Origin of the sequence: Pseudomonas sp. NPDC087817, from assembly GCF_044742875.1 — a bacterium.
Taxonomy (GTDB): domain Bacteria; phylum Pseudomonadota; class Gammaproteobacteria; order Pseudomonadales; family Pseudomonadaceae; genus Aquipseudomonas.
Genome location: NZ_JBIUVJ010000043.1, coordinates 1 through 5,051 on the forward strand (window position 1 = coordinate 1; position 5,051 = coordinate 5,051).

A 5,051-nucleotide genomic window follows, 5' to 3' on the forward strand; every position below is an offset into this window, starting at 1 on the left:
GTGAAACGATGCATCGCCGATGGTAGTGTGGGGTTTCCCCATGTGAGAGTAGGTCATCGTCAAGATTAAATTCCGAAACCCCAATTGCGAAAGCAATTGGGGTTTTGTTTTGCCCGTAGAAAAGTTTTACTCGCGACAGCGAACAAATTTGCACAGTTATTTTCGAATCAGAACACTAGAATAGCCCCACCTTTTTCGGAGTCAGAGCCTTTATGTCAGATCCGGTTGGCGCCCAAGGGCTGTCAGATTTACCGCTGGAAGACTTGGTGGCCTGTCACGAGTGCGACCTGCTGATGCGCAAACCAACACTTGCTCATGGCGAAAAAGCCCTCTGCCCACGCTGCGGTTACGAGCTGTATGCCCATCGCCATAATGTGGTGCAGCGCAGCCTTGCCCTGGTCATCGCCGCATTGCTGTTGTACATCCCGGCAAACTTTTTACCAATCATGCAGCTCAATATTCTCGGACAATCTTCGCAGGATACGGTCTGGAGCGGCGTGCTCGGTCTGTTCAACACTGACATGCAGGGCGTTTCGATCGTCGTATTCCTGTGCAGCATGGCGATACCGCTGCTCAAGTTGCTCTGCCAGTTGTTCGTTTTACTGACAATTCGCTTCAATGTCGGCCGCAGCTATGGTCTGTTGCTCTACCGCATTTACCACCACCTCAGAGATTGGGGGATGCTCGAGGTGTACCTCATGGGCGTGCTGGTGGCGATCGTCAAACTGGCGGACATGGCGGCCATCACCGTCGGCCTCGGCCTGGTGTGTTTCATCGGTTTGTTGTTGGTCCAGGTCTGGCTGGAAGTGGTGATGTCACCGCATCAGATCTGGCAGGCATTATCGGGAGAGGATGCTCATGCGGGCGATTGATGCGGGCATTTTGATTTGTACTGAATGCCACGAATTGAACAGGCAGGAAGAGGGCAGCGACGAACAAACCTGCACCCGCTGTGGGGCTCTTGTTCACCCGCGCCGCCCAAACAGTCTGACCCGAACCTGGGCTTTGCTGATTACCGCGGCAATTATCTACATTCCGGCCAACGTCCTGCCGATCATGACTGTCAGTTCTTTGGGGCAGGGTGATCCGAGCACCATCATGTCCGGGGTGATTCAACTGGTGCAGCACGGGATGATTCCGATTGCCGCCGTGGTGTTCATCGCCAGTATTCTGGTGCCGACCTTCAAACTGGTCGGTATCGCGCTGTTGCTGTTCTCGGTGCAACGACGCCAGCCGCTGTCTGCGCGTCAACGCATCTGGATGTACCGTTTTATCGAGTTCATCGGCCGTTGGTCGATGCTCGATATATTTGTGATCGCCATTCTGGTGGCGGTCGTCAACTTCGGCCGGCTTGCCAGTGTCGAAGCCAATCTTGGCGCCATCGCCTTCGCCACTGTGGTGATTCTGACGATGCTTGCCGCAGTAACTTTCGATCCCCGACTGATTTGGGATAACACGGAGTCGGACGACGACCATGACTGATTTGCCTGTAGCGAAAACCCGACCGGCCTCGAACTGGTCTGCCATTTGGGTACTGCCTTTGATCGCATTGATCATCGGTGGCTGGCTCGGCTGGCGTGCCTACTCCGAAACCGGCATCGAGATCCAGGTGCGCTTTGAAAGCGGCGAAGGCATCCAGGCCAACAAGACCGAGGTCATGTACAAAGGAATGTCGGTCGGTAAGGTCAAAGCGCTTAAGCTCGACGATGAGGGCAATTCCAAGGGAGTGATCGCCACCGTCGAGATGAATAAAGATGTCGAGCAATACCTCAAGACCAGCACGCGCTTCTGGCTGGTTAAGCCGAGCGTGACCCTGGCCGGTATTACCGGGCTGGAAACTCTGGTCTCCGGTAACTACGTAGCCATCAGCCCCGGCGAAGGCGAGCCGACGCGCAAGTTCAAGGCGCTGGCCGAAGAACCGCCGCTGTCGGACTCCAAACCTGGTTTGCACTTGACGATCAAGGCTGATCGTCTCGGTTCGCTGAATCGGGGCAGTCCGGTGTTCTACAAGCAGATCAAGGTTGGCCAGATCAAAAGCTACGTGCTTTCGGAAGACCAGAGCACCGTTGAGCTCAAAGTGTTCATCGAGCCGACCTACGCCAAACTGGTGCGCAAACACACGCGATTCTGGAATGCCAGCGGCATCAGCATCGATGCCAACCTGTCCGGCGTAAAAGTGCGCAGCGAGTCGCTCGCCAGTATTGTCGCCGGCGGTATCGCTTTCGCCACGCCGGAGAACCGCAAGGACAGTCCACCGACCGATCCAAGCCTGCCGTTCCGTCTCTACGAAGACTTCGACGCCGCCGCCGCCGGTATTCGCGTGAAGGTCAAACTCAGTGACTTTGAAGGGCTACAGGCCGGGCGCACCCCGGTGATGTACAAAGGCATTCAAGTCGGCAACATGAAAGCGCTGAAAGTTGATCCTGACCTGAACAGCGCCACCGCCGAGCTCACCCTTGATCCATTGGCTGAGGACTATCTGGTCGACGGCACGCAGTTCTGGGTGGTCAAACCGTCGATTTCCCTCGCCGGTATCACTGGCCTGGAAGCCTTGGTGAAGGGTAACTACATCGCTGTACGCCCGGGCGACAAAGGTGCAGCACCGAAACGCGAATTCGAGGCCCGGCCGAAAGCGCCGCCGCTGGATCTGCGCTCGCCGGGCTTGCACCTGGTGCTGTTCACCGATGTCCTTGGCTCGATCGATGTGGGCAGTCCGATTCTGTACAAACAGGTCAAGGTCGGTTCGGTGCAGAGCTACCAGTTCTCCAAGACCAAGAAGCAATTGGTCATCGGCGTGCACATCGATAAGGAATACGAAAACCTGGTCAACGCTTCGACCCGTTTCTGGAATGTCAGCGGTATCACGCTGACCGGCGGTTTGACTGGCGGCATTCAGGTGAAGAGCGAATCGCTGCAAACGCTGATGGCCGGCGGTATCGCCTTCGAAACGCCGCAAGCCAATGCGCCATTGCGCAAACGTATTCCGCGCTTCCGCTTGTTCGCCAACCATGACGAAGCCGATCGCAAAGGCACAGTGGTGACGATCAAGGTTGATCGCGCTGATGGTTTGCGCAGCGGTACCCCGGTGCGCTTCAAAGGCCTGGATGTCGGCAAGATCGAAAGTGTTGATCTGGCGGACGACATGCAATCTGTCTTGCTCACCGCGCGCATCACTGAAGTGCCGGAGAAGATTGCCCGCGTTGGCAGCCAGTTCTGGGTGGTCAAGCCGGAGTTGGGTTTGATGAAGACGTCGAACCTGGAAACGCTGGTGACCGGGCAATACGTCGAAGTGCAACCGGCGGCGAAGAATCTTGGCCCACAGAAGAACTTCGTGGCCTTGGCCAATGCGCCGGAAGTGACCAAGCAAGAGGCGGGGTTGAGTCTGGTCTTGAGCGCTGCCCGTCGCGGCTCGCTGAAACCGGGCGTGCCGGTGACTTACCGTGAAATCACCGTGGGCAAGGTCACCGGTTATGAACTGGGCCAGACTGCCGACCGGGTACTGGTACACATTCTGATCGAGCCGAAGTACGCACCGCTGGTGCGCAGCGGCAGCCGCTTCTGGAATACCAGCGGTGTCGGTTTCGACATCGGCTTGTTCAACGGTTTGACCGTACGCACGGAGTCGCTGGAAACGGCGATTCAGGGCGGTATTGCTTTCGCTACGCCAGATGGCGAGCGCATGGGCAACCCGGCGCGGGCCGAGCAGACATTCCCGTTGTTCGACAAGTTTGAAGATGAGTGGCTGACCTGGGCGCCGAAGATTCCGCTCGGTAAGTAGATCCTGCGGTGTCCGTAAGGATGCCATCGCTGGCAAGCCAGCTCCCACAGTGATCAGTGGTGCACACAGAATTTGTGTACTACGCAGAACCTGTGGGAGCTGGCTTGCCAGCGATGAGTCCCTGAAAATCAGCACAAACCTCAAGCCATAAAAAAGGGCCGCGATCCCATCAGATCGCGGCCCTTTTTTGTCTTCAGCTAAAGCCGATCAAACCTCATCCAGCTCCGGCTCATCCGCTTCCACATTGACGGTCGCTTTCACCACATCATGGCGGCGGATGTATTTCCAGTCCGCCTCGTCGATGTAGATCCCCGCCGGGCCACTGCCGCCCTCCAGGTCGATGGCGACGCTGGCGCAGACCTGTGGCTTCACACTTGCCAGAATCGGCACGAAGCCCAGTTGCAGACTGGTTTCCAGCAATGCCGCCTGGTTCTTCTCGTCGATATCCGCCGCCTCGTCGAGGTAGTACGGCAGGCGCACACGGCCGGCCAGATCGCGGTCCATCAAGTGCAGCAACAAATACATGTTGGTCAGCGCCTTGATGGTCATCGTCGTACCGTTGGACGCCGCGCCGTCGATGTCGGTGTGGATCACCGGCTGACCGTTGACCTTGGTGATCTCGAACGCCAGCTCAAACAAATCCTTGAGGCCGAGCTGGTTGTGGTTCGCCGCCACCAGCCGTGCCAGATATTCCTTGGCCTCTTCGTTCTTGTTGTCCTGTTCGGCGCTCTGGCTCAGATCAAACACCGACAGGGTTTCGCCTTCTTCGTACTGGCCGGCGCTGTGGATGATCTGGTCGATGTGCTTGAGCGCTTCCTTATTCGGCGCCAGGACAATGCGGAAGCTCTGCAGGTTGGACACCTGACGCTTGTTGATCTCGCGGTTGAACAGCGCCAGTTGATGCTCGAGGCTGTCGTAGTCGCTACGGATATTGCGCAGGGTTCGGGCGATGTCGGTGACGGCCGCGCGGCGGGCCTTGCCCAGCGTCAGCGCTTCGTCGGTACGGTGCGCGTAAGCGTTGATCAGCAGTGACAGACGGCGCTCCATATCATCTTCGCTGTCGAACTTGGCCACGCCTTTGAGGCGCACCTGCGCGTACAGCGCTTCGATCTGGCCATCGGCGCGCAGCAGGCCTTGCCAACTGTCCTGATAATCGTTGAGCAGTGGCAGCAGGTTGTCCATCGAATCGTCGACCGGATCCATGAACGGCGTACCGAACGGCAGGTCTGCCGGCAACAGCTGACGACGACGCAGGGCATCGTCGAGGGTGCGT

At 57.6% G+C, this 5,051-nt stretch carries 3 protein-coding genes and 1 pseudogene; 3 read left to right on the plus strand and 1 reads right to left on the minus strand.

Features of this window, described 5'->3' with window-relative positions:
• Window positions 1–212 precede the first annotated feature (212 nt).
• Genes ACIONG_RS21815 through ACIONG_RS21825 form a run of 3 tightly spaced genes read left to right on the plus strand, consistent with a single transcriptional unit; the run spans window position 213 to window position 3,778 of the window.
• A complete protein-coding gene (locus ACIONG_RS21815; RefSeq protein WP_103306038.1) occupies window positions 213–872 on the plus strand; it encodes a paraquat-inducible protein A in 660 nt (219 codons plus the stop codon).
• Window positions 859–1,482 (plus strand): paraquat-inducible protein A, encoded by a 624-nt coding sequence (locus tag ACIONG_RS21820; RefSeq protein WP_103306039.1) that lies wholly within the window; start codon window positions 859–861, stop codon window positions 1,480–1,482. The genes ACIONG_RS21815 and ACIONG_RS21820 overlap by 14 nt, the downstream gene beginning before the upstream one ends.
• Window positions 1,475–3,778, plus strand: a complete 2,304-nt coding sequence (locus tag ACIONG_RS21825) for an MlaD family protein (RefSeq protein WP_315446479.1) — start codon at window positions 1,475–1,477, stop codon at window positions 3,776–3,778. The genes ACIONG_RS21820 and ACIONG_RS21825 overlap by 8 nt, the downstream gene beginning before the upstream one ends.
• 207 nt (window positions 3,779–3,985) lie before the next feature.
• Here the strand turns inward: ACIONG_RS21825 and ACIONG_RS21830 are convergent.
• Window positions 3,986–5,051: pseudogene (locus ACIONG_RS21830) on the minus strand (chromosome partitioning protein ParA); the annotation flags it as partial.